This window comes from Nocardia sp. NPDC050718 (assembly GCF_040654235.1).
In the GTDB taxonomy this organism is placed as follows: domain Bacteria; phylum Actinomycetota; class Actinomycetes; order Mycobacteriales; family Mycobacteriaceae; genus Nocardia.
The window spans coordinates 207706-230487 of the sequence record NZ_JBFAHQ010000003.1 but is presented as its reverse complement, the minus strand read 5'-3'; the positions used below and the strand labels follow the sequence as shown (position 1 = coordinate 230487).

22 protein-coding genes are annotated in these 22782 nt (G+C 68.3%); 9 read left to right on the top strand and 13 right to left on the bottom strand.

Features of this window, described 5'->3' with window-relative positions; genetic code table 11:
- Window positions 1-77 precede the first annotated feature (77 nt).
- Genes AB0H54_RS15405 through AB0H54_RS15390 form a run of 4 tightly spaced genes read right to left on the bottom strand, consistent with a single transcriptional unit; the run spans window position 78 to window position 5285 of the window.
- Window positions 78-1751 (bottom strand): ABC transporter ATP-binding protein, encoded by a 1674-nt coding sequence (locus tag AB0H54_RS15405; protein ID WP_357346021.1) that lies wholly within the window; start codon window positions 1749-1751, stop codon window positions 78-80.
- Entirely contained in the window at window positions 1748-2677 is a 930-nt protein-coding gene (locus AB0H54_RS15400; RefSeq protein WP_355280900.1) for an ABC transporter permease, read from the bottom strand. The genes AB0H54_RS15405 and AB0H54_RS15400 overlap by 4 nt, the downstream gene beginning before the upstream one ends.
- Window positions 2670-3596: an ABC transporter permease gene (locus tag AB0H54_RS15395; RefSeq protein ID WP_355280901.1), complete on the bottom strand. Its 927-nt coding sequence runs from the start codon at window positions 3594-3596 to the stop codon at window positions 2670-2672. The genes AB0H54_RS15400 and AB0H54_RS15395 overlap by 8 nt, the downstream gene beginning before the upstream one ends.
- A gap of 60 nt (window positions 3597-3656) precedes the next feature.
- Window positions 3657-5285 (bottom strand): ABC transporter substrate-binding protein, encoded by a 1629-nt coding sequence (locus tag AB0H54_RS15390; RefSeq protein WP_357346018.1) that lies wholly within the window; start codon window positions 5283-5285, stop codon window positions 3657-3659.
- Window positions 5286-5644: 359 nt separating this feature from the next.
- On the opposite strand from AB0H54_RS15390, the gene acs reads away from it, so the two are divergent.
- The 4 genes from acs to AB0H54_RS15370 all read left to right on the top strand — a co-directional run bounded on the left by acs (window position 5645) and on the right by AB0H54_RS15370 (window position 10568).
- Window positions 5645-7603, top strand: coding sequence for an acetate--CoA ligase (acs, locus tag AB0H54_RS15385; protein ID WP_357346016.1), 1959 nt, complete (start codon window positions 5645-5647; stop codon window positions 7601-7603).
- 137 nt (window positions 7604-7740) lie between these two features.
- Window positions 7741-9006, top strand: coding sequence for a Na+/H+ antiporter NhaA (nhaA, locus tag AB0H54_RS15380; protein WP_357346014.1), 1266 nt, complete (start codon window positions 7741-7743; stop codon window positions 9004-9006).
- Between the two features lie 31 nt (window positions 9007-9037).
- On the top strand, window positions 9038-9526 hold the full coding sequence (locus AB0H54_RS15375) for a phage holin family protein (protein ID WP_355280906.1): 489 nt from the start codon (window positions 9038-9040) through the stop codon (window positions 9524-9526).
- 55 nt (window positions 9527-9581) lie between these two features.
- Window positions 9582-10568, top strand: coding sequence for an alpha/beta hydrolase (locus AB0H54_RS15370; RefSeq protein WP_355280908.1), 987 nt, complete (start codon window positions 9582-9584; stop codon window positions 10566-10568).
- A 46-nt stretch (window positions 10569-10614) separates the two neighbouring features.
- On the opposite strand, the gene AB0H54_RS15365 is transcribed toward AB0H54_RS15370, so the two are convergent.
- From AB0H54_RS15365 to nth, 4 genes are read right to left on the bottom strand one after another with little or no spacing between them, the layout of a single operon-like run.
- The gene (locus tag AB0H54_RS15365) at window positions 10615-11808 is read right to left on the bottom strand and encodes a MarP family serine protease (protein WP_355280910.1); all 1194 of its coding nucleotides are present in this window, start codon (window positions 11806-11808) and stop codon (window positions 10615-10617) included.
- Window positions 11805-12533, bottom strand: coding sequence for a CoA pyrophosphatase (locus AB0H54_RS15360; protein ID WP_355280912.1), 729 nt, complete (start codon window positions 12531-12533; stop codon window positions 11805-11807). The genes AB0H54_RS15365 and AB0H54_RS15360 overlap by 4 nt, the downstream gene beginning before the upstream one ends.
- A gap of 14 nt (window positions 12534-12547) precedes the next feature.
- Entirely contained in the window at window positions 12548-13207 is a 660-nt protein-coding gene (locus AB0H54_RS15355; protein WP_357346011.1) for a TlpA disulfide reductase family protein, read from the bottom strand.
- On the bottom strand, window positions 13204-13962 hold the full coding sequence (gene nth, locus AB0H54_RS15350; RefSeq protein ID WP_355281019.1) for an endonuclease III: 759 nt from the start codon (window positions 13960-13962) through the stop codon (window positions 13204-13206). The genes AB0H54_RS15355 and nth overlap by 4 nt, the downstream gene beginning before the upstream one ends.
- A gap of 155 nt (window positions 13963-14117) precedes the next feature.
- On the opposite strand from nth, the gene AB0H54_RS15345 reads away from it, so the two are divergent.
- Both AB0H54_RS15345 and AB0H54_RS15340 read left to right on the top strand, forming a co-directional pair.
- Complete coding sequence (locus AB0H54_RS15345) at window positions 14118-14360, top strand: hypothetical protein (RefSeq protein WP_255587266.1); 243 nt, start codon at window positions 14118-14120, stop codon at window positions 14358-14360.
- Window positions 14361-14527: 167 nt separating this feature from the next.
- The gene (locus AB0H54_RS15340; protein WP_019044571.1) at window positions 14528-15202 is read left to right on the top strand and encodes a Crp/Fnr family transcriptional regulator; all 675 of its coding nucleotides are present in this window, start codon (window positions 14528-14530) and stop codon (window positions 15200-15202) included.
- Window positions 15203-15378: 176 nt separating this feature from the next.
- On the opposite strand, the gene AB0H54_RS15335 is transcribed toward AB0H54_RS15340, so the two are convergent.
- Genes AB0H54_RS15335 through AB0H54_RS15325 form a run of 3 tightly spaced genes read right to left on the bottom strand, consistent with a single transcriptional unit; the run spans window position 15379 to window position 16811 of the window.
- Window positions 15379-16176: an MBL fold metallo-hydrolase gene (locus AB0H54_RS15335; RefSeq protein ID WP_357346008.1), complete on the bottom strand. Its 798-nt coding sequence runs from the start codon at window positions 16174-16176 to the stop codon at window positions 15379-15381.
- Window positions 16177-16185: 9 nt separating this feature from the next.
- Window positions 16186-16647, bottom strand: coding sequence for a RidA family protein (locus tag AB0H54_RS15330; RefSeq protein WP_357346006.1), 462 nt, complete (start codon window positions 16645-16647; stop codon window positions 16186-16188).
- A gap of 2 nt (window positions 16648-16649) precedes the next feature.
- Window positions 16650-16811, bottom strand: a complete 162-nt coding sequence (locus AB0H54_RS15325) for a DUF4177 domain-containing protein (protein WP_019044568.1) — start codon at window positions 16809-16811, stop codon at window positions 16650-16652.
- 59 nt (window positions 16812-16870) lie between these two features.
- On the opposite strand from AB0H54_RS15325, the gene AB0H54_RS15320 reads away from it, so the two are divergent.
- Window positions 16871-17908 (top strand): ArsA-related P-loop ATPase, encoded by a 1038-nt coding sequence (locus AB0H54_RS15320; RefSeq protein WP_357346004.1) that lies wholly within the window; start codon window positions 16871-16873, stop codon window positions 17906-17908.
- Complete coding sequence (locus tag AB0H54_RS15315) at window positions 17905-19038, top strand: ArsA family ATPase (protein WP_355280922.1); 1134 nt, start codon at window positions 17905-17907, stop codon at window positions 19036-19038. Before AB0H54_RS15320 ends, AB0H54_RS15315 begins: the two co-directional genes overlap by 4 nt.
- Before the next feature lie 136 nt (window positions 19039-19174).
- On the opposite strand, the gene AB0H54_RS15310 is transcribed toward AB0H54_RS15315, so the two are convergent.
- Complete coding sequence (locus AB0H54_RS15310; RefSeq protein ID WP_019044565.1) at window positions 19175-19498, bottom strand: WhiB family transcriptional regulator; 324 nt, start codon at window positions 19496-19498, stop codon at window positions 19175-19177.
- Window positions 19499-19872: 374 nt separating this feature from the next.
- Between AB0H54_RS15310 and AB0H54_RS15305 the strand changes: the two genes are divergently transcribed.
- A complete protein-coding gene (locus tag AB0H54_RS15305) occupies window positions 19873-22251 on the top strand; it encodes a transglycosylase domain-containing protein (protein ID WP_355280924.1) in 2379 nt (792 codons plus the stop codon).
- Window positions 22252-22308: 57 nt separating this feature from the next.
- On the opposite strand, the gene AB0H54_RS15300 is transcribed toward AB0H54_RS15305, so the two are convergent.
- Window positions 22309-22773, bottom strand: coding sequence for a GatB/YqeY domain-containing protein (locus AB0H54_RS15300; protein WP_357346001.1), 465 nt, complete (start codon window positions 22771-22773; stop codon window positions 22309-22311).
- Between the last annotated feature and the right edge of the window lie 9 nt (window positions 22774-22782).

Below are 22782 nucleotides of genomic sequence, written 5' to 3'. Positions count from 1 at the left end.
ACGCACCACCTCGGACCCGGCTCACGGTACGCCGGTGAGCTGCGCGGACGGGGCGTTTCGAGCGGCGGAGCCGGGCCTCACCCGGCGAGCAGCTCCCGGCCCGGAATCGCGTCGAGCAGCGCCCGCGTGTAGTCCTGCTCCGGCGCCGCGAACACCTCGTCGGTGGTCGCGGACTCGACGACCTCGCCCGCCCGCATGACCAGGACGTGGTCGGCGATCTGCCGGACGACGGCCAGGTCGTGCGTGATGAACAAGTAGGTCAGGCCGAGCTCGGCCTGCAGATCGTTGAGCAGGGTGAGGATCTGGGCCTGGACCAGCACGTCGAGCGCCGAGACCGCCTCGTCGCAGACCACCAGCTCGGGCGAGAGCGCCAGCGCCCGCGCGATCGCCACCCGCTGACGCTGCCCACCCGAGAGCTCGTTCGGATACCGGCGCAGCACCGACGACGGCAGCGACACCTTGTCGAGCAGATCGCGCACCACGGCCTCCCGCTCGGCCGGGGTGCCGATCTTGTGCACCCGCAGCGGCTCCTCGATGGTGCGGAAGATGGAGTACATCGGGTCGAGCGAGCCGTAGGGGTTCTGGAAGATCGGCTGCACGCGACGCCGGAAGGCGAACGCGCCCTTGGGGTCCAGCGTGGCGACGTCCTTGCCGTCGAAGGACACGCTGCCCGCGGTCGGTTCGAGCAGGCCGAGCACCATCTGCGCGATGGTCGACTTGCCGGACCCGGACTCGCCGACGATCGCGGTGGTCGTCCCCCGGTCGACGCTGAAGCTCACATCGTCGACCGCCACGAAATCCGTGGACTGCCACGGCCGCTTGCCGCGGATCTTGAACGTCTTGGACAGATTCCGCACCTCGAGCACGGTGTCGCCGACATTGTCCCCGGCCTCGGCCACTTCCACGGCCTGCGCGCGCACGGCGGCGCGCTGCCGTGACGACGACATCCGCTGCGCCGCCAGCGACGGCGCCGAGTTGACCAGTTTCCTGGTGTACGCGTGCTGCGGATCGCGCAGGATCTGCAGCGCCGGACCGGATTCCACGACCCGGCCGCGATACATCACCACCAGGTGCTCGGCCCGTTCCGCGGCCAGGCCGAGGTCGTGGGTGATCAGCAGGACCGCGGTGCCGAGCTCGGCGGTCAGCTGTTCGAGATGACCGAGGATCTGCCGCTGCACGGTGACGTCCAGCGCCGAGGTCGGCTCGTCGGCGATGAGCAGCTTGGGCCGGCACGACAGCCCGATCGCGATCAGCGCGCGCTGGCGCATACCGCCGGAGAACTCGTGCGGATACTGGTTCACCCGCCGCTCGGCGTCCGACATCCCCGCCTCGGCGAGCAGTTCCACCGCGCGCTTGCGGGCGGCGTCGCCGGTGGCGATGCCGTTGGCCGCCAGCGTCTCCCGGATCTGGAAGCCGATCTTCCACACCGGGTTCAGGTTCGACATCGGGTCCTGCGGGACCAGGCCGATGCCGTTGCCGCGGATCGCGACGATCTCCTTCTCCGACGCCTGGGTGAGGTCGTTGCCGTCGAACAGGATCTGCCCGCCGGTGACCTTGCCGGTGCCGGGCAGCAGATCGATGATCGCGTGCGCGGTCGTCGACTTGCCCGAGCCCGACTCACCGACGATGGCGACGGTCTGACCTGGGAAGACGGTGAGATTCACGCCGCGAACGGCGGGTACCTGCTTGCCGTCGGTGGTGAAACACACGTCGAGATCGCGGATCTCGAGCAGTGGGGTGGCCTCGCTCATCGGGTGCGCTCCTTCGGATCGAGCGCGTCGCGCACCGCGTCACCGAGCAGGATGAAGCTCAGCACCGTGATGGCCAGCGCGGCGGCCGGGTAGAACAGGATCGGCGAGGTACGGATCTCGTACTTCGCGCGGGCGATATCGGCGCCCCAGGCGACGATGTCGGGCGGCAGGCCGACACCGAGGAACGACAGGGTGGCCTCGGTGACGATGAAGACGCCGAGCCACAGCGTGGCGACCACGATCAGCGGACCCGCCGCGTTCGGCAGCACGTGCCGCATCAGGGTCCCCAGCCGCGACACGCCCAGCGCCTTGGCCGCGGTGACGTACTCGCTGTTCTTGGCCTCGATCACCGCGCCGCGGGCGATGCGCGCCGCCTGCGGCCAGGTGAACGCGACGAGGATCAGGATCACCGTCAGCACCGTGGTCGGCCGCAGCAGCTGCAGCAGCACGATCGCCGCCAGCACCATCGGGATGGCGTAGAAGACCTCGGCGATCCGCGAGACCACGGTGTCGAGGAAGCCGCCGAAGAACCCCGACAGCGCGCCGAGAATCCCGCCGACCAGCAGGAACAGCATCGCCGCTCCGATCCCGACACTGACCGAGGCCCGCGCGCCGTAGATCGTGCGCGCGTAGACGTCGCAGCCCTGCTTGTCGAACCCGAACGGGTGACCGGGACGGGGGCCGTCCATGCCGAACTCGCCGAGGCACAGCTTCGGGTCCTGGCTGGTGAACAGCGACGGCCACACCACGACCAGCAGCACCAGCACGATCAGCACGACCGCGACCAGGAAGACCGGATTACGACGCAACCGCCGCCACGCGTCACCCCAGATGCTGGTCGGCGTGCCCGTGTCGACCACGCGATCGGTGGCCAGCACCTCCACCTCGTCGGCGGGGGCCACGTAATGCTGTTGGCTCTCATGCATAACGGATCCTCGGGTCCAGCGCGGCGTAGAGCAGGTCGATGAACAGGTTGGTCAGCAGGAACACCACGACGAGCACCGTCACGAACGACACCACCGTCGGTGGCTCGCCGCGGGTGATCGCCTGGTACATGGTGCCGCCGACGCCGGGGATGTTGAAGATGCCCTCGGTGACGATCGCGCCCGCCATCAGCGCGCCGAAATCGGCGCCGAGAAAGGTGACCACCGGGATCATCGAATTCCGCAGGATGTGCACGGTGACCACCCGCCTGCGACCAAGCCCCTTCGCCGTCGCGGTGCGCACGTAGTCGGCGGTCTTGTTCTCCGCCACCGAGTTACGGGTCAACCGCAGCACATACGCGAACGACAGCGACCCGAGCACGAACGCCGGGACGAGCAATTCCCCCAGGCTCGCGTTGCCGGTGACGGTGACCGGCGCGATCCCCCATTTCACCCCGAGGAAGAACTGCGCCAGATAGCCGACGACGAACACCGGCACCGCGATGATCACCAGGCTGGCGATCAGCATGGTCGAATCGAAGAGCTTGCCCTTGCGCAGGCCCGCGATCAGGCCGAACACGATGCCGAACAGGCCCTCGATGAGGACAGCGAGAAACGCGAGTTTGATCGTGATCGGGAAGGCGCGCTGGAGTTCCTCGCGCACCGGCCTGCCCGAGAACGAGGTGCCGAAATCGAGGGTGAGAATCCCCTTCAGATAGTGCAGGTATTGCACGATGAACGGCTGATCGAGGTGATACCGGGCGCGCAGTGCCGCCTCGGCCGCCGGGGTCAGCGGTTTCTCACCGGCCAGCGCCTTGATCGGGTCGCCGGGGATCAGGAACACCATCGCGTAGATCAGCAGCGTCGCGCCGAGGAACACCGGGATCATCTGGAGCAGGCGCCGAAGTATGTACCAAGCCATCTTTCCTCCGAAAACGACTGGGGCCGAGCCACTTACCGTGGCCCGGCCCAGTTCCGAGTGTTATTTCTCGATGTTCTCGAAGTCGAACAGACCGTTCCAGGCCAGCTCGGCCTTGGTCACCCGGTCGGATCGGCCCGCGGCGGCGACATAGTCGAACACCGGGATGTCGGCCATGTCCTTGATCATGATCGTCTGCGCCTGGGCGATCAGCTTGTAGGACTCCTGCTGCGTCGGCGCGGCCATGGCGGCGTCGAAGAGGCGGTCCACCTCCGGGTTGTTGTAATCGACGTTGTTGGTGTCGGAGTAGCTGTAGTACTGCGAGGACAGGAACTGCATCATCGTCGGGTAGTCGCCCTGCCAGCCGTAGCGGAAGGCGGTGCCGATGGTCTTGGCGTTCACCGCGTCACGCACGTTCTTGAACGTGGGCACCGGGTTGGCCACCGCGTCGATCCCGAGGGTGTTCTTCACGCTGTTGGCCACGGCCTCGATCCAGGCCTGGTGACCGCCGTCGGAGTTGTAGGTGATCGTGTACTTACCCGACCACGGCGAGATCGCGTCGGCCTGCGCCCACAGCTTCTTGGCCTGGTCGGGGTTGTAGTCGAACACTTCCGAGCCCGGCAGGTTGCCGTCGAAGCCGGGCAGCGTCGATGCGGTGAAATCGCGGGCGGGAATGCGCAATCCGTTGAAGATCTTGTCGATGATCTGCGGGCGGTTGATCGCCATCGAGATCGCCTTGCGGCGCAGCACGCCTTCCTCGCCGGCGAAATGCGGCACGCTGGTCTGGATGCCGATGTGCTGGTTCTGCGCGGTCGGCTTGGTGATCGCGCGGTCGCCCAGGTCGCTCTTGTAGGAGGTCAGCGCGCTGTCGGGAATGGTGTCGAGGGTGTCGAGATTGCCCGCCTGCAGATCGGCGTAGGCGGTGTCGAAGGACTGGTACATGACGAACCGCAGGCCCTTGTTCTTGGCCGGGCGGCCGCCGGGGTAATCCGGGTTGGGGGTCAAGTCGATCTTGACGTTGTGCTCCCATGAGCCGAAGGCGTAGGGGCCGTTGCCGATCGGCTTCTCGCCGAAGGCCTTCATGTCCTTGAAGGCGGCGTCGGGCAGCGGATAGAACGGCGCGTAGCCCAGCGCGCTCTCGAAATCGATCGAGGGGGATTTGAGTTCGACGGTGAAAGTGCGGTCGTCGACCACCTTCAGGCCCGACATCGTCTGCGCCTTGGGCTGTTCGGCATTCACCTCGTCGAATCCGACAATGGGGGTGAACACGTAACTCTGCAGCTGAGCATTGGAGGCGAGCGCGCCGTAGTTCCATGCGTCGACGAAGGACTTGGCGGTCACCGTGGTGCCGTCGGTGAACTTCCAGTTCGGCTTGATGGTGATCCGGTACGACTTGCGATCGGCGGTCTCGATCTTCTCCGCCATCTCGTCGTGCGCCTCACCGGTGGCGTCGTAGTACTTCAGCCCGGCGAACAAACGGTCGACGACGCGACCGCCCATGTTCTCGTTGGTGTTGGTCGGTACCAACGGATTCTGCGGTTCCCCCGCGTTGGTGGTGACGATGCTCGCGTCGGCACTGTCGTCGGACGAGCACGCGGTCAGGCCGAGGCTTGTGGCCGCCAGGCCCGCTGCGATCAGCGCGGTCGCTCTGATGAATCTCAACGCTCTCTCCCGGTTCGATTCCCGTGGCATAACGCTCGGAGGTTAGCCACTTCGGCCCGGTTTTTCAGTGAACCGAGCCTTTTTCGCTTCACATGTATCAGTACGGTTACTCGACGGAAACGCAGGAAAAAATGCCGAGCCCCTCATGCTCGGCAGAAAAAAATGAACAATTCTCGGAACCATCAGCTGAACGGTTGATTTAAAACGATAGCCCGCGACCGGCCGGTCTGTCCGCGAAGTCATCGGATGAACCGGCGCCGATTGACCATGCCGAAACCTTGCCGACACAACGTCGACGACAGCGCGACCGGGTTGACTACGCTCGAGGGAGCAGGGGTGAGCCCCGCGCGACCGACCCGACCGCACCAGGCATGTGAGGCTGATTCGACATGACCGAAACCGCTGCAGGACACCAGGATTCGTATCCCCCGAGCGCGGAGTTCGCCGCCTCCGCCAACGCGGGCGCCGACCTCTATGAGCGCGGCGAGACCGACCGTGACGGCTTCTGGGCCGAACAGGCGAACCGCCTGCACTGGCACACGCCCTTCACCCAGGTACTGGACTGGAGCGACGCCCCGGTCGCGCGCTGGTTCGCCGACGGCGAGCTCAATGTCGCCTACAACTGCGTCGACCGCCACGTCATCGACGGACACGGCGACCAGATCGCCATCCACTGGGAAGGCGAACCCGGCGACTCGCGCGACATCACCTATCGCGAACTGCTCGAAGAGGTCTCCCGCGCCGCGAACTACCTGACCGAGCTCGGCCTGGAGGCGGGTGATCGCGTGGCGATCTACATGCCGATGGTGCCCGAGGCGATCGTGTCGATGCTGGCCTGTGCTCGGCTGGGACTCACCCATTCGGTGGTGTTCGCCGGTTTCTCCCCGACGGCCCTGCGGCAGCGCGTCGACGACGCCGAGGCCCGGCTGATCATCACCACCGACGGGCAATGGCGGCGCGGCAAGCCCGCCCCGCTCAAGGAGGCCGTCGACGAGGCGCTCGCGGCCAAGGGCGACGTGCCGTCCTCGGTGGAGCACGTGCTCGTCGTGCGCCGGGTCGGTACCGAGGTGCCGTGGACCGACGGGCGCGATCTGTGGTGGCACGAAACCGTCGGCACCGCTTCGCCGACCCATGAGGCGCAGGCCTTCCCCGCCGAACACCCCCTCTTCATCCTCTACACCTCCGGCACCACCGGAAAACCCAAGGGCATCCTGCACACCACCGGCGGCTACCTCACCCAAGCCGCCTACACCCACCACAACGTCTTCGACCACAAAGCAGGCACCGACGTCTACTGGTGCACCGCCGACATCGGCTGGGTCACCGGACACAGCTACATCGTCTACGGACCCCTCGCCAACCGCGCCACCCAGGTCGTCTACGAAGGCACCCCCAACTCCCCCACCGAACACCGCCACTTCGAGATCATCGAAAAATACGGCGTCACCATCTACTACACCGCCCCCACCCTCATCCGCACCTTCATGAAATGGGGACGCGAGATCCCCGACGCCCACAACCTGACCACCCTGCGCCTGCTCGGCTCCGTCGGCGAACCCATCAACCCCGAAGCCTGGCGCTGGTACCGCGACGTCATCGGCGCCTACACAACCCCCATCGTCGACACCTGGTGGCAGACCGAAACCGGCGCCATCATGATCTCCCCCCTGCCCGGCGTCACCGCGGCCAAGCCGGGCGCGGCCATGCGCGCGCTGCCCGGTATCTCGGCGACGGTGGTCGACGAGGAGGGCAAGCCGGTCCAGCTCGGCGAGACCGAGGCCAACGGCTACCTGGTGCTGGACAAGCCGTGGCCGTCGATGCTGCGCGGCATCTGGGGCGACATGGAGCGGTACCGGGCCACCTACTGGGAGCGCTACGCCGAGCAGGGCTGGTACTTCGCGGGCGACGGCGCCAAGCTCGACACCGACGGTGACCTCTGGGTGCTCGGCCGGGTCGACGACGTGATGAACGTGTCCGGCCACCGCATCTCCACCGCCGAGGTCGAGTCCGCGCTCGTCGGGCACCCGGCCGTGGCCGAGGCCGCCGTCGTCGGCGCCAGCGACGCGACCACGGGGCAGGGCATCGTCGCCTTCGTCATCCTCACCGGTGACTCGGCGGGCCGAGCAGGCGACGGCCTGGTCGACGAGCTGAAGGCCGAGGTGGCCAAGGAGATCAGCCCGATCGCCAAGCCGCGCGAGATCCACATCGTGCCCGAGCTGCCCAAGACCCGCAGCGGCAAGATCATGCGACGGCTGCTGCGCGACGTGGCCGAGGGCCGCGAACTCGGCGACACCTCGACCCTGGTCGATCCGGGCGTTTTCGAGGCGATTCGGGCCGGCGGCAACTGAGGCGGGACGCGCCGCGAACGCGCAGGATACGGCCGGTGGCGTCGGAAGTCACCGGCCGTGTCCGTTAGAATTGCGTTCAGGTGTGCCGGGAAGACTGGTCGGCATGCGGTCGTGAATCTCCAGGTACCGCCGGGTGGATGAGCGCCCGCAGCGCCGTCGACCCCGCCGGAAGGCCCCCTGTGATCACCCGTGTTCGTTCCGAGCTCACCCGCTATCTCCGCACCGAGACCGTCGGTGGCGCACTGCTGCTCATCGCCGCCGCCGTCGCGCTGATCTGGGTGAATTCACCCTGGGGCGCGAGCTATCAGACGATGGTCGACACCCGGCTCAGCATCCCCGCGCTGCACCTGGATCTCACCCTGGCCGACTGGACCAAGGACGGGCTGCTCGCGATCTTCTTCTTCGTCGCCGGGCTGGAGCTCAAGCGCGAGTTCGTCGTCGGCGAGTTGGCCGACCCGAAACGGGCCGCGTTGCCGATCATCGCCGCCGTCGGCGGTGTCGTCACCCCAGCGCTGATCGCGATCACGGTCGGGCACGGCGTGCCCGGGATGGACAGCGGCTGGGCGATCCCGGTCGCCACCGACATCGCCTTCGCACTCGCGGTCCTCGCCATGACCGGCTCGCGCATTCCCGCCAGCGCGCGGGTGTTCCTGCTGAGCCTGGCCGTGGTCGACGATCTGCTCGCGATCATCCTCATCGCGGTGCTGTTCACCGCGTCGCTGTCGATGCTGTGGCTCGGGGTCGCGCTGGCCTGCTGCGCGGCGTGGGCGCTGGCGCAGCGGCAGCGGCTGCACACACCGCTGTTCTATCTGCCGGTCGCGCTGCTCTGCTGGTACGCGCTGCACGAGGCGGGCATCCATCCGACGCTGGCCGGTGTGGCACTCGGACTGCTCACCAGAGTGCGCAAGGACCCGGGCGAGAAGATGGCGCCCGCCACCCATCTCGAGCATGTCGTGCAGCCGATCTCGGCGGGCATCTGCGTGCCGCTGTTCGCGCTGTTCGCCTCCGGTGTTCCGCTCGACGCCGCGGTGTTCGGCTCGCTGTTCACCGACCGGTTGTCGCTGGCGATCATCCTCGGACTGCTGCTCGGCAAGACCATCGGCATCTTCGGGATCAGCTGGCTCGCGATCCGGTTCGGCGTCGCGAAACGACCGGTGGGGCTGGAATATCGCGACATGTTCGCCCTGTCGGTACTGGGCGCGATCGGGTTCACCGTTAGCCTGCTGGTGGCGGAACTCGCCCTGGCCGATGTCGGTGACGACGCCATCGATCTGGCGAAGGCCGCCGTCCTGGTGACCTCCATGGCAGCATCGCTGCTCGGATCGGCGCTACTGTTGCGCCGAGGACGTGTGCACCAGGCGCGCCGCGAAGCGGACGAGCTACAACCGGACAGTGAGGCCTAGTAGTGCCAGGACAGGGAGAAGGGTCGACGAAGTGAGTTACACCCAAGGCGGAAATGACGGTCGCACGGTCACTTCCATCCCGTTGACCGACGCCAACCCGCCCGGATCGGCGAGTTTCGGCAGCCTCGTCCGCGATGCGACCGAACAGATGTCCACACTGGTCCGCGCCGAGGTCGCGCTGGCCAAGGCCGAGGTCACCGCCGAGGTCCGCAAGGGACTCACCGGCAGCGTGTTCTTCATTCTCGCGCTGACCGTGCTGCTGTTCAGCTCGTTCTTCTTTTTCTTCTTCCTCGCCGAACTGCTGGACGTGTGGCTGTACCGCTGGGCCGCGTTCCTGATCGTGTTCGTGCTGATGGTGATCACGACGGCCTTGCTCGCGTTGCTCGGCTGGCTCAAGGTCCGCAAGCTGCGGGCACCGGAGAAGACGATCAACTCGCTCAAGCAGACCGCCGAGGTGCTGCCCGCGGCGCTCACCCACAGCGAGCCCGCTCCCGCGCTGGAGAAGTCGACCCGTCGATGACGCGCCGGGCGGGCCCGGTCGCGACGGCCGGACCCGCCTACTAGGCTCGATCGGCGTGTCGTCCAACTCATTCCCGGATCCGTCCAGCGTCCGTTACGACGGACCGTGGACCCACCGGGACGTGCACGCCAACGGGATCCGCTTCCACGTCGTCGAAGCCGACGGAACGGACCGCGCGGATGCCCCGCTGGTGCTGCTGCTGCACGGCTTCGCCGACTTCTGGTGGTCGTGGCGGCACCAGCTGACCGGGCTCACCGAGCACGGGTACCGCACCGTCGCCGTCGACCTGCGCGGCTACGGCGACACCGACAAACCACCGCGCGGCTACGACGGCTGGACCCTCGCCGGTGACATCGCCGGCCTGATCCGGGCGCTCGGCCACACCGAGGCCACGCTCGTCGGGCACGCCGAGGGCGGCCTGGTCTGCTGGGCCACCGCCGTGCTGCATCCCCGGCTGGTCCGCTCGATCGCCCTGGTGAGTTCGCCGCACCCGGCGGCGTTGAAGAGCGCGGTCCTGCGTGATCCGGCGCAGCGCCGCACCTGGCTGCCGGATTTCCTGCGCTACCAGCTGCCGCGCTACCCGGAGCACCTGCTCACCCGCCGCGACGGCGCCGAGGTGGAGCGGCTGCTGCGCGAGCGGGTCGGCGAATCCTGGTCACGCACGGCCGAATTCGCCGAGACCGCGGCCCGGATGCGCACCGCCATCCGGATTCCCGGCGCCGCGCACAGCGCGCTGGAATACCAGCGCTGGGCCTTCCGCAGTCAGTGGCGGCCCGACGGCAAGCGGTTCATGGCCACCATGCGCACGCCGATCGACATCCCGGTCCTCGGGCTGCGCGGCGAGCACGATCCCTACCTGCTGCCGACCACGTTCCACCGTGGGGCGCGGCTGTCGCCGGATCGGACGCTGGTGTCGATCCCGCGCGCGGGGCACTACGCGCACCAGGAGAACCCCGGCAAGGTCAACGAGGTGCTGACCACCCGCTGGCGCGAACAGAACGGCGTCAACGGCTCGCCCAAGGACGGCCTGGTCTCCCCCTGACCGAGTTCGTCCCGGGCAGCCGGCGGCCGCCCGGGACGATCCGCGCTCAGTTCAGGACGCACCCACCGGTGGGAACCGGGCTCCCGCTGGTCTGCGCGGCCGCCAGTTCGGGGGCGATCTCGCGCAGGGTCAGCACGTAGCCGGTGTCGTCGTCGGTGACTGCCGCGCCGAAGACCACGCCGAGCACCTGGCCCTCGGTGTCGACCAGCGGTCCGCCCGAATTGCCGGCCCTGACCTGACCGCGCACGGTGTACACCTCACGCGTGATTTCACCATCCTCGTGGATCGTCGGGCCGGTGAGGTCGAGGGTCTCGCGGACACGGGCGGCGCTGGCGGTGTACGGGCCGCCGCCGGGGTAGCCGAGCACGATCGCGCTCTCCCCCGAGCTCGCCGCCTCCGGCGCCTGCGGCACGACCGGCGCCGTCAGACCCGGCACCGCGAGGACCGCGATGTCCTTGGACGCGTCGAACAGCACCACGCTGGCCTCCATCGGCCCGCGCGCGGTGTCGACCGACACGCTCGTGGTGCCCGCGACGACGTGCGCGTTGGTCATCACCCGTTCCGGCGCCACGACGAAGCCGGAGCCCTCGAGCGCCCGCTGGCAACTGGGCGCGACACCGCGGATGCGCAACACGCTCTGCTGGAGCGAAGCCGCGACCGGACTGGCGAGCACGCTCGCGTCCGGCGGCTCGACCGCGGCGATCGGCGCCCGGCCGAACGGCCCGATGACATCCGGCAGCCCGGACGTGTCGAGCAGCTTGGAGAATTCGTTGGGCAGCTTGCGCAGCCACTGTGGCGCCACCGAGTTGACGTCGGCGAGCACTCGCGACCCGTTGATGGCGGCCGCGACCCCCGGTTGGGACGCGGTGGCCAGCGGCAGCGCGAGCAGCCACGCCGCGACCAGCACGGTCGCCGCCTGTAGGACGGCACCGACCACACTGTCCACGCTGCGCGCGGCAGGATGCCGGATACCGGTGCGCGCGGCCCGGCCGAGCACCATGCCCGCGACCTCACCGACGATCACCAGCAGCACGATCAGCAGGATGCCGCCGAGCAACCGGCTGCGCCCCTCACTGAGGTGCTTGAGGATGTGTGGCGCGATCAGAATGCCGGCGACGGCGCCGAGCGCGACGCCGAAGAACGCCAGCGCCGAGGCCACCGCGCCCTGCCGCCAGCCGGTGGACGCCGCGACCAACGCGATCAGCACCACCGCGATATCGAGCCATACCGACGGGCTCACAGGGTCATTCCGACCGCAGCCAACGAGCTCTCCAAGTCACGCACGTCGCCCCGATCCCAGTCTCTTTCCCACCCAGCCGTTTTGATGATTCCGGCGAGGATACCGCCGGTGAGCCCCCAGACCAGCATGCCGTCGACCTGGAACGCGGGACTCTGGTAGCCGAGACTGCCACGCACCATGAATCTGTGTGCCGGATCGAGCAATTCGGTCAGCCGAACACGGACGACACGCTCGGTTTCCGCCTGATCGACGACGCCGACCGCGCTCGGTGCTCGCCAGTAGCCGAGGACCGGGGTCACGTCGAACTTCGACGGCGGAACGAACAGTTTCGGCAGCATCGCGAAGGGCTGCACGCCCGCCGGATCGAGGCCGGTCTCCTCGGCGGCCTCGCGCAGCGCGGTGCCGATCGGGCCGTCGTCGCCCGGGTCCTCGGCGCCACCGGGGAACGCGACCTGGCCGCGATGCTGCCGCATGGTGGACGCGCGCTGGGTGAGCAGCACGTCGGCGTCGGCGGGCAGCCCGCCCGGCGCGGCGGAGTCTGCCTCCGGCGAGCCGCCGAACAGCACCAGCACGGCGGCCTGGCGCGGCTTGCCGGTGATCGACATGGCCCGGCGCAGCGCGCGAGAGGTGGCGAGGGTGTCGTCGGCATCGGGGCCACCGTGCCGGATCGCGGCGGTCAGCCAGGACGGGAGGCCGGACTCGTCCAGCCGTAGTACACCGTTCATCACAACGTCCTTCGTCATACCGCGATCCGAACGCCGAGCTCCTCGGCCACCGTGTCGGCGATGTCGGCGACATCGGCGAACGTGCGAACCTCGACACTGGCAATCGTGCCGTCCGCGCGCACGAGCACCGACACCGGGAGTACCGCGGGCGCCCCGACGGCGGTGCGCACGCTCGCCCGCGGGTCCTCGATTCCGGGCAGCGTGATGCCCAGGCCGTCCAGCCGCGACAGCGCCTTCACCTCGTCGGGATCGCTGTGCACGGTGAGCACGGTGAGCTGCGAGCCCGCGCGCTGCGCGAATTCCTGCAGGTGGGGCAGCTCGACAGCGCACGGACCACACCAGTACGCCCACAGGTTGAGCAGCGCGGGCTTGCCGCCGAGCGCGGCGGCGAGATCGACGGGCGCGCCGTCGGCGAGGCAGTTCAGGGTGATCCCGGCCAGCGGACCCGATCCGGTCGGCTGGGCCGGGGCCGGGCACGGCGCCAGACCCGCCGCGGCCCGCTGCTCGGCCGACGCGGTCGCCGGTTGCTCGGCCAGCGGCGTGGACGGGCCCGCGTTCTCGGAACCACCACGCGGCCACAGCGCCACCGCCGCGGCGACGACCAGGATCAGCGCGGCCAGCGCCCAGCGGACCGCGGGCCGTCGCACCGGCGACGGTTCGGCGGGATCACTCACAGGCCGACCAGATCGAGCAGGTGCTCGCGCTCAGGCCCCTTGACCAGATCGGCGGCGGCCACCGGATCGGTCGGCCCGATCCCGAACGACGGGCAATCGTTGGCGAGCACGCAGGCGCCGCACGCCGGCTTGCGCGCATGACACACCCGGCGACCGTGAAAGATCACCCGATGCGAGAGCATCGTCCACTCCTTGCGCTCGATCAGCTCGCCGACCGCGTGTTCGACCTTGACCGGATCCTCGTCCTCGGTCCACTTCCAGCGGCGCACCAGCCTGCCGAAATGGGTGTCGACCGTGATTCCCGGCACATCGAAGGCGTTACCGAGGATGACGTTCGCAGTCTTGCGTCCGATGCCCGGCAACTTGACCAGTTCCGGCATGGTGTGAGGCAACTCACCGTCGAATTCGGTGACCAGCGCCTGGCCGAGCCCGATGAGCGAACTGGTCTTGTTCCGGTAGAACCCCGTCGGCCGGATGTATTCCTCCAGCTCGGCCCGGTTGGCCTCGGCGTAGTCGCGCGCGCTGCGGTACTTGGCGAACAGCGCGGGAGTGGTGAGGTTCACGCGGACGTCGGTGCACTGGGCCGACAGGATCGTCGCCACGGCCAGCTCCAGCGGAGTGGTGAAATCCAGCTCGCAGTGCGCGTCGGGGAAGGCCGCGGCGAGGGTGCGGTTCATCCGGCGTGCCCGCCGAACCAAACCGATCCGCGTTTCCGCAGCTATCGCACGGTTCTTGCGCTTGCGCGCCGCGGAGATACCGGTGGGCGCCGCGGCCGTTTCGGCGTCGCCTGCGGCCGCGGTGGAGGGGGAGACGGGCACCTGTCCACCATACGGAACCGCTACGACAACATCGGGTGGCCAGTTTGCCGCCTGTGTTCCATCTGAGACCTGGACCGTGTTTACTGCCTGTCATGCAAGGACTCGCTGTGGTGCTCTTCCCAGTGCTGTTGATGCTGTTCGCGCTGGGGATGGAGCGGGTCGAGAATCGGCTCCGAAAGCTTCTCGAACCCGACGAAGAGGTTCAGCAGTACCTGGACAACGCCAGCAACGCCGAAGTGAAAGAGCTGACGAAGCTCGGCCTCCCCGCCGCGGTCGCGCGGATGCGCAAGCGCCGCTCACGGACCGCCGAAATGGACGTCGCTCGGGCCAGCTGATCATCGTTCCACCCTGGGCACAACCGCCCGTTCACACTCCGCGCACAGTGCGCAATCCACTCTTTACGTGGTGTCTGTCACTGTGCTGCTGTGATGCCGCGTAGACTGCGCTGTTGGTCGATTCGCTCGACCAGGTTCGCAAGCCATATCCCATAAGGAGCACATTCGTGGACGAGGCCCTCGCCAGAGCAGGCATCTTCCAAGGCGTCGAGCCCACCGCGGTGGCCGCGCTCGCCAAGCAGCTGCAGCCCGTAGATTTTCCGCGCGGCCACGTCATCTTCAACGAGGGCGAACCCGGCGACCGGCTGTACATCATCACCTCGGGCAAGGTGAAGATCGGCCGTCGGTCCCCGGACGGCAGGGAAAACCTGCTGACCATCATGGGTCCGTCCGACATGTTCGGTGAACTGTCGATCTTCGACCCGGGCCCGCGTACCTCGACCGCCACCACGGTCACCGAGGTCCGCGCGGTGACGATGGACCGTGACGCGCTCAAGGCGTGGATCGATCAGCGCCCCGAGATCGCCGAGCAGCTGCTGCGCGTGTTGGCCCGACGCCTTCGCCGCACCAACAACAATCTCGCCGACCTGATCTTCACCGACGTGCCGGGTCGCGTCGCCAAGGCGCTGCTGCAGCTCGCTCAGCGCTTCGGCACCCAGGAAGCGGGCGCGCTGCGCGTGACCCACGACCTCACCCAGGAAGAGATCGCCCAGCTGGTCGGCGCCTCCCGTGAAACCGTGAACAAGGCGCTGGCCGACTTCGCGCATCGCGGCTGGCTGCGCCTCGAGGGCAAGAGCGTGCTGATCTCGGATTCCGAGCGGCTCGCACGTCGCGCTCGCTGAGGCGAGTAGTCAGTTCGTCGACGTCTCGGCACGCCGGGACCACCGGTGCGGCTCCGCAGGAAGAGGGCCTCGTCCGCACCACTGTGGTTCCGGCGTGCCGTCGTCGTTTCAGCAGGTCTGTCGCGCAGGCCGGCGGCCGACGCGCGGATCACCGCACGTCGGCCGCCGGCCCGGGCTCAGGCCCCGCGTTCGGCCCGCAGATATTCCAGCTGTGCCTTCACCGAGCTACGCGCGGCGGGCCACAGCCGTTTGTCCACATCGGCGTACACCTTGCGGACGACCTCGAAAGCACCCGCGTCCTGGCCCAATTCGACCAGCGCCGCGCGGATCTGCTCGAGCCGTTCACGCCGGTGGTTCAGGTAGTACCGCACCACCGGGGCCGCGTCGGGATGATCGGGACCGTGCGCGGGCAGCAGTGCCTTGCCAGCGCCACGCTCGAGCAGCAGCTCCAGCGAGCCGAGGAAGTCGGCGAGCGCGCCCGGTGACGAGGCCAGGACAGTCGTGCCCTGGCCGAGCACCGTGTCACCGGTGATGATCGCGTCGTCGAGCAGGAAGCTCACCGAGTCGGCGGTGTGGCCCGGGGTGGCGAGCACGGTGATCCGCAGGCCCGCCGCCTCGACGACCTCGCCGGCCACCAGCGCGCTCACCTCACCGCGCAGGTAGCTCGGATCCACCGAACGCACCGGCGTCCCGGTGGCCTTCACCAGGTGATCGATGCCGCCGGTGTGATCGGGGTGGTGATGGGTGATCAGGGTCAGCGCCACCCGGCCGCCGGTGGCCGCGACGATCGCGGCCGTGTGCTTCTTGTCCTTCGGCCCCGGATCGACGACCACGTAGTCGTCGCTGCCGGGAGCGCGCAGCAGCCAGGTGTTGGTGCCGTCGAGCGTCATCTGCGACGGATTGTCCGCCAGTAGAACCGATGCCGTCGGCGTGACCGCCCTGACCTGGCCGTACGCGGGATGTTCCAGTGCCATGACGGCTGCCTATCCGACCTCGACGATCAATTCCACCTCGACGGGAGTGTTCTTCGGCAGTTCCGAGACACCCACCGCGGAGCGCGCGTGCACGCCCGCCTCGCCGAAGACCTCGCCGAGGAACTCCGAGGCGCCGTTGATCACGATCGGCTGATCGGTGAATCCCGGTGCGGAGTTGACGAACCCGACGACCTTGACGATCCGCACCACCTGGTCGAGCCCGACCAGATCGTGCACGGCGGCCAGCGCGTTCAGCGCGCACAGCCGCGCGGCCTCCTTGGCCTGCTCCACATCGACGTCCGCGCCGACCTTGCCGACCGCCGACAGCTCACCGTCGACGAAGGGCAGCTGGCCGGAGGTGTACACCAGCGAACCGGTGCGCACGGCCGGGATGTAGGCCGCGACGGGAGCGGCGACCGGCGGCAGGGTGACCCCGAGCCGATCGAGCGCGTCCTTCCACGCGGTGGCCACGGCTACTTCTGCCGCTTCAGGTAGGCGACGTGCTGCTCGCCGGTCGGGCCGGGCAGCACCGTGACCAGCTCCCAGCCGTCGGCGCCCCACTGGTCGAGGATCTGCTTGGTCGCGTGCGTCAGCAGCGGCACGGTGGCGTACTCCCACAGGGTGACTTCACTCATGGTGTGAGTTTAGGGCGCACCCCGACCGCCGCCGAGAAACGGGTTATAGGCTCGGCCACGTGGGAGCACCAACAGCAGAGCCGGTTTCGTCGGTTCCCGAACCGTCGACCGGATGGCCACAGCGCGCGGCCACCGCCCGCTTGCACTACGTCACCGGCAAGGGAGGCACCGGCAAGTCGACCGTTTCGGCCGCACTCGCGCTCGCCCTGGCCGCGGGGGGACGCAAAGTGCTGCTGGTCGAGGTGGAGAGCCGTCAGTCCATCGCGCAGCTGTTCGACCGGCCGCCGCTGCCACCCACCGAGACCCAGATCGCCAGTGCCGACGGCGGCGGTGAGGTGTTCGCCCTCGCCCTCGACATCGAGCACGCGTTCCTGGAATACCTCGACATGTTCTACAACCTCGGCTTCGCGGGCCGGGCGATGCGCCGGATGGGCGCGATCGAGTTCGTCACCACCATCGCGCCCGGTCTGCGCGACGTGATCCTCACCGGCAAGATCAAGGAATGCGTGGTGCGCGCCGACAAGAACGGCAAGCCCGCCTACGACGACATCGTCGTCGACGCGCCGCCGACCGGCCGGATCGCGAGCTTCCTCGACGTCACCCAGGCCATGGCCGAGATCGCCAAGGGCGGCCCGATCGCCTCGCAGGCCGAGGGCGTGTCCAAGCTGCTGCATTCGGACCAGACGATGATCCACCTGGTCACCCTGCTCGAGGCACTGCCGGTGCAGGAGACCGCCGACGCGGTCGCCGAGCTGGCGGCCAACGACCTGCGGATCGGCACGGTGATCGTCAACCGGGCGGCCGAATCCCGGCTCACCGCCGTCGATCGCGCGCTGGCCGTGCGCGGCGAGCTCGACACCACCGACATCGCCGCCAGTCTGGCGAAGGCCGGAATCACGCTGCCCGACGAGGATTTCGCGGGTCTGCTCACCGAGACCGTCGACCACGCCGTCATGCTGACCGCGCAGGACGAGAGCGCCGCCGAACTGGCGCGGGTCGACGTGCCCCAGCTGCACCTGCCCGCCCTCGGCGAAGGCATGGACCTGGGCGGACTCTACGAACTGGCAGAACAGCTATCCGCGCAGGGAGTGCGATGAGCGAGCAAGTGACCACCACGCCCCCGCTGGATGTCTCCCGGATCATCGCCGATCCGACGGCCCGCGTGATCGTCTGCTGCGGTTCCGGCGGCGTCGGCAAGACCACGACAGCGGCCTCGATCGCGCTGCGGGCCGCGGAGGCGGGTCGCAAGGTCGTGGTGCTCACCATCGATCCGGCGCGCAGGCTGGCCCAGTCGCTCGGCGTCGCCGAGCTGGACAACACCCCGCAGCGCGTCGATCTCGGTCCCGAGGTGCCCGGCGAGCTGCACGCGATGATGCTGAACATGCGCCGCACCTTCGACGACATGGTGCTCGAGCACACCAGCGCCGAGAAGGCCGAGCAGATCTTCGCCAACCCGATCTATCAGACGGTGGCCTCGTCCTTCGGCGGCACGCAGGAGTACATGGCGATGGAGAAGCTCGGTCAGCTGGCCGGGCACAAGGAGTGGGACCTGATCGTGGTCGACACTCCGCCCTCGCGCAACGCGCTGGACTTCCTCGACGCGCCCAAGCGGCTCGGCAACTTCCTCAACGGCAAGATGATCCGGCTGATCATGGCGCCGGGTCGCGGCGTCGGCAGGTTCGTCACCGGGGCGATGAGCCTGGCGATGCGCGGTGTCTCGACGATCGTCGGCGGCCAGATGCTCAAGGACGCCTCAACGTTCCTGCAGTCGCTGGAGTCGCTGTTCGGCGGTTTCCAGGACCGGGCCGAGCGCACCTTCGCGATGCTGTCGAAGCCGGGCACGCACTTCCTGGTGGTCGCCGCGCCCGAACCCGACGCGCTGCGGGAGGCGTCGTTCTTCGTCGACCGGCTGTCCACCGAGCAGATGCCGCTGGCCGGCCTGGTGCTGAACCGGACCCACCCCGCGCTGTCGGGACTGTCCGCCGATCACGCGCTGACCGCCGCCGATCAGCTCGATGGGACGGACCCGCTCGCCGCGTCGGTGCTGCGCATCCACGCCGAGCGGGTGGCGACGGCGAAGCGGGAACAGCGGTTGCTGCATCGCTTCACCGGCGCCCATCCGCGGGTCCCGATCGTTTCGGTTACCGCGCTGCCGTTCGAGGTCTCCGACCTGGAGGCGTTGCGTGCGGTCGGTGACCAGTTGGCGGGCAAACCCGCCGCGGTCTGAGCTGTCCGGTCCGAATCCAGAGCTCGATTCAGACATTTCAGCTATAGCTCACAATTTCGTAACACTCGCCAACGGCGCCGATTCCGCAAACCCAGCGGTCTCGGCGCCGTTTGTGATAACGCTGCGGTCTCGCCTGCTAGATCGCCACCTGGTGCTGGCGCTGGGCCTGGAAGAAGTCGGCCCACGACGTCACATCGGGATGCTGCTTGAGCAGCGCGCGCCGCTGCCGCTCCGTCATCCCGCCCCACACTCCGAACTCCACCCGGTTGTCCAGCGCGTCGGCGCCACACTGCATCAACACCGGGCAATGGCGGCAGATCGTCGCCGCCTTGCGCTGCGCCGCACCACGAACGAACAGCTGATCAGGGTCCACTTCCTTGCATCGCGCCTGGGCAACCCAAGCGATCCTTGCCTCGGCCTGCTCTACATCCAGTCGAGCGATGGGGGTTGTGATGTGCATTTTGATGTGCCCCTTTGCAGTCCGAACACCGTTGTGCGGCGCTCCAGAATCGCGAGCGCGGATCACAGCAACCCAACTACCGCTGCGGTCCGCACCACATTCCACTTTGAGTGTTAGCTCTATCACACTGGGTTCTCAATCTAGGTAAAGGTATGGCGCTTGCGCAAGACCACCCCCCGATTTTTTGGTACGGCCGTCCATTCAAATCAGGGATCCGACCGGGCAGTCCTGCTGTTCACCGGCGTGGCCGGGCGCGACACGCCGATGTGATCATTTTGTTGACACGCCCGAGCAACCCCCCTGGCACCGACCGGACATCACCTGTCGAGCAGCACAGCCGTGAACACCGCCACCCCACCCTTTAGGCTGGGCGGGTGCCGATCACTCAAACGCTCGCGAGGCTGGCCGGCAGCTGCGCGCTGGCCTCCGTGCTAGTCGCCGGGCTGTTGTTCCCCTTGGCCGGTGGATTCGGGTTCATCTCCAACCGAGCCGCCGATGCCGTCGACAACGTGTCAGCCGAACTGGTCGAAGGCACGGTCCCGGCCGTCTCGACCATGGTCGACGCGAACGGCGCGCCCATCGCCTGGCTCTACGAGCAGCGACGGTTCGAGGTGCCGAGCGATCGCATCTCCAACAACATGAAGCTGGCGATCGTGTCCATCGAGGACAAGCGCTTCGCCGACCACAAGGGCGTCGACTGGCAGGGCACGCTGCGCGCGTTCCTCACCAACACCTCCTCCGGTGAGGTGCAGCAGGGCGCATCCACGCTCGACCAGCAGTACGTGAAGAACTTCAACCTGCTCGTCGTCGCGAAGACCGACGTCGAACGCCGGGCCGCGATCGAGACCACCCCCGCGCGCAAGCTGCGCGAGATCCGGATGGCGCTCACCCTCGACCGCGAGCTGAGCAAGGACGAGATCCTCACCCGCTATCTGAACCTGGTGCCCTTCGGCAACGGCTCCTACGGCATCCAGGACGCCGCGCAGACCTACTTCGGCGTCGATGCCGCCGACCTGAACGTCACCCAGTCGGCGATGCTGGCGGGCATGGTGCAGTCCAGCTCCAAGCTGAACCCGTACACCAACGTCCAGGGCGTCACCGATCGCCGCAACACGGTGCTCGACACGCTGATCCAGAACATCCCCAACCGCGCGGAGGAGTTCCGCAAGGCCAAGTCCGAGCCGCTCGGTGTGCTGCCGGAGCCGAAGGGCCTGCCGCGCGGCTGCATCGCCGCCAACGACAAGGGCTTCTTCTGCGACTACGCGCTGCAGTACCTCGCCGAGTCGGGCATCAGCCGCGAGCAGGTGGACAAGGGCGGCTACCTGATCAAGACCTCGCTCGATCCGGTCCTGCAGGAGTCGGTGAAGCGCTCGGTGAACGAGCAGGCCGACCCCAACCTCGACAACATCGCCGAGGTCATGTCGGTGATCGCGCCCGGCCAGGACTCGCACCCTGTCCTCGCGATGGCGTCGAGCCGCACCTACGGCCTCGACCGCGACGCCAACCAGACGCTGCTCGGCCAGCCGTACTCGATGGCCGGTGACGGCGCGGGCTCGATCTTCAAGCTCTTCACCACCGCCGCCGCGATGGAGAAGGGCCTCGGCATCGCCGCCCAGGTGGACGTGCCGGGCACCTACGCCGCCAAGGGCATGGGTTACTCGAACTCGCCGGGCTGCCCGGCCGACTCGTGGTGCGTCAAGAACGCGGGCAACTACCCGGGGTCGATGTCGGTGACCGACGCGCTCGCGACCTCGCCCAACACCACGTTCGTGAAGATGATCCAGGACGTCGGCGTGGCCGCCGCGGTGGACATGGCCGTGCGCCTCGGCATGCGGACCTACACCGAGCCGGGGACCTCCGGACACGGCAACACCAGCCTGGCCGACCACATCAAGAACAACAACATGGGTTCGTTCACCCTCGGCCCGTTCGCGCTGAACCCGCTCGAGCTGTCGAACGTGGCCGCCACGATCGGCTCGGGTGGCAAGTGGTGCCCGCCCTCGCCGATCAAGGAGGTCGTCGACCGCAGCGGCAAGGCCGTTCCGCTCACCCAGCAGGCGTGCGAGCAGGTGGTCGACCCCGGTCTGGCCAACACCCTCGCCAACGCGATGAGCAAGGACGACGTCAGCGGCACCGCGGCGGGCGCCGCGCGGGCCGCGGGCTGGGCCGCGCCGATGTCGGGCAAGACGGGCACCACCGAAAGCCACCGTTCCTCGGCGTTCCTCGGCTTCACCAACTCGCTGGCCTCGGCGGTCTACGTCTACGGCGACAGCCCGACCCCCGGCGAGATCTGCTCGTTCCCGCTGCGCAACTGTGGCGCCAGCAACGCCGCGGGCCTGTTCGGCGGTAACGAACCCGCGCGCACCTGGTTCAACGCCATCAAGCCGGTCCTCGACCGGTTCCCGCCGCCCGGCCTGCCGCCGGTGGACGACAAGTACGTCCGTGGCGCGAACAACTCCCAGGTCCCGGATGTGGCGGGCAAGTCGCAGGGCGAGGCAACCTCGATCCTGTCCGGCGCCGGATTCCAGGTGTCGGCGGTGACCAGCCCCGGCTCGCAGGCCAAGGGCACCGTGATGGGCAGTTCGCCGAACGGCATGGCCATCCCCGGCTCGGTCGTCACGATCTACATCAGCGACGGCTCGGTCCGGGTGCCGGTGCCGACTACGCCGCCGCCGGCCGCGCCCGCGCCCGCGCTGCCCGGTCTCCCGCAGATCCCGCGCCTGCCACCGATCCCGATCCCGGTGCCGCGTTAGGAACGCGAACAGGGCCGCCGTCCTTCGGGACGGCGGCCCTGTTCGTTGTCCGACTGCTCAGAGGCGGGCTTTGACCGCCGCGGACAGCCGCGAACCGTCGGCCTTGCCCTCGGCGAGCGCGGTGGCCGCCTTCATGACCTGACCCATCTGCTTCATCCCCGGCCGCTCGCCGATCTCCTCGGCGACCTGGGCGATCGCGGTGTCGGCCACCTGGGCCACCTCGGCCTCGGTCAGCTGCGTCGGCAAGTACTCCTCGATGATCTCTTCCTCGGCGCGCTCGTTGGCGGCCAGCTCGCCACGCCCGTTCTGCTCGTAGATCAGCGCCGACTCGTTGCGCTTCTTGGCTTCCTTCTGCAACACGGAGACGACGTCGGCATCGGAGAGTTCCCTCGCCTGCGCTCCCGAGACCTCGGCGTTCTGGATCGCGGCGAGCAGCATCCGCAGGGTCGACAGACGCAGAGTGTCCTTGGCTTTCATCGCGGCGGTCATATCCGCGCGCAGTTGCGATTTCAGTTCCGACATGCGCCTCAC

Excerpts from the sequence above, each read along its gene's own strand:
- AB0H54_RS15405 (WP_357346021.1), bottom strand. The coding sequence starts at position 1,751 with ATGAGCGAGGCCACCCCACTGCTCGAGATCCGCGATCTCGACGTGTGT.
- AB0H54_RS15400 (WP_355280900.1), bottom strand. The coding sequence starts at position 2,677 with ATGCATGAGAGCCAACAGCATTACGTGGCCCCCGCCGACGAGGTGGAG.
- AB0H54_RS15395 (WP_355280901.1), bottom strand. The coding sequence starts at position 3,596 with ATGGCTTGGTACATACTTCGGCGCCTGCTCCAGATGATCCCGGTGTTC.
- AB0H54_RS15390 (WP_357346018.1), bottom strand. The coding sequence starts at position 5,285 with ATGCCACGGGAATCGAACCGGGAGAGAGCGTTGAGATTCATCAGAGCG.
- acs (WP_357346016.1), top strand. The coding sequence starts at position 5,645 with ATGACCGAAACCGCTGCAGGACACCAGGATTCGTATCCCCCGAGCGCG.
- nhaA (WP_357346014.1), top strand. The coding sequence starts at position 7,741 with ATGAGCGCCCGCAGCGCCGTCGACCCCGCCGGAAGGCCCCCTGTGATC.
- AB0H54_RS15360 (WP_355280912.1), bottom strand. The coding sequence starts at position 12,533 with ATGAACGGTGTACTACGGCTGGACGAGTCCGGCCTCCCGTCCTGGCTG.
- AB0H54_RS15345 (WP_255587266.1), top strand. The coding sequence starts at position 14,118 with ATGCAAGGACTCGCTGTGGTGCTCTTCCCAGTGCTGTTGATGCTGTTC.
- AB0H54_RS15335 (WP_357346008.1), bottom strand. The coding sequence starts at position 16,176 with ATGGCACTGGAACATCCCGCGTACGGCCAGGTCAGGGCGGTCACGCCG.
- AB0H54_RS15325 (WP_019044568.1), bottom strand. The coding sequence starts at position 16,811 with ATGAGTGAAGTCACCCTGTGGGAGTACGCCACCGTGCCGCTGCTGACG.
- AB0H54_RS15315 (WP_355280922.1), top strand. The coding sequence starts at position 17,905 with ATGAGCGAGCAAGTGACCACCACGCCCCCGCTGGATGTCTCCCGGATC.
- AB0H54_RS15310 (WP_019044565.1), bottom strand. The coding sequence starts at position 19,498 with ATGCACATCACAACCCCCATCGCTCGACTGGATGTAGAGCAGGCCGAG.
- AB0H54_RS15300 (WP_357346001.1), bottom strand. The coding sequence starts at position 22,773 with ATGTCGGAACTGAAATCGCAACTGCGCGCGGATATGACCGCCGCGATG.